Source organism: Pseudomonas sp. FSL R10-1350 (assembly GCF_009600525.1).
Taxonomy (GTDB): Bacteria; Pseudomonadota; Gammaproteobacteria; order Pseudomonadales; family Pseudomonadaceae; genus Aquipseudomonas; species Aquipseudomonas helleri.
Genome location: NZ_WIVR01000241.1, coordinates 1 through 258 on the forward strand (window position 1 = coordinate 1; position 258 = coordinate 258).

Below are 258 nucleotides of genomic sequence, written 5' to 3' on the forward strand. Positions count from 1 at the left end.
GGCCCGGCCACACCACCTTACAAGAGCTGGTCAGTGAAGCCCTGTCCACCGAACGCAGGCGCTTGGGCGGCTTGCTGGCAGAAGTGTTGGACGAATCGGCCAAAGCTGCGCTGGGCCAGCTCCTGGTGCGTGACGACACCCTGTCTCAACTGGCAGCGCTCAAGCAGGACGCTAAAGATTTCGGCTGGCGTCAGATGGCAGGGGAGCGCGAGAAGCGCGCCACGCTGAAGTCCTTGCACGGGATCGCCAGGGCGCTGC

General features: G+C 64.7%; 1 protein-coding gene. It reads left to right on the plus strand.

Going from position 1 to position 258, the window contains the following annotated elements; genetic code table 11:
• On the plus strand, positions 1–258 hold a 258-nt coding region (locus GHO25_RS25980), incomplete at both ends, for a hypothetical protein (protein WP_153393487.1).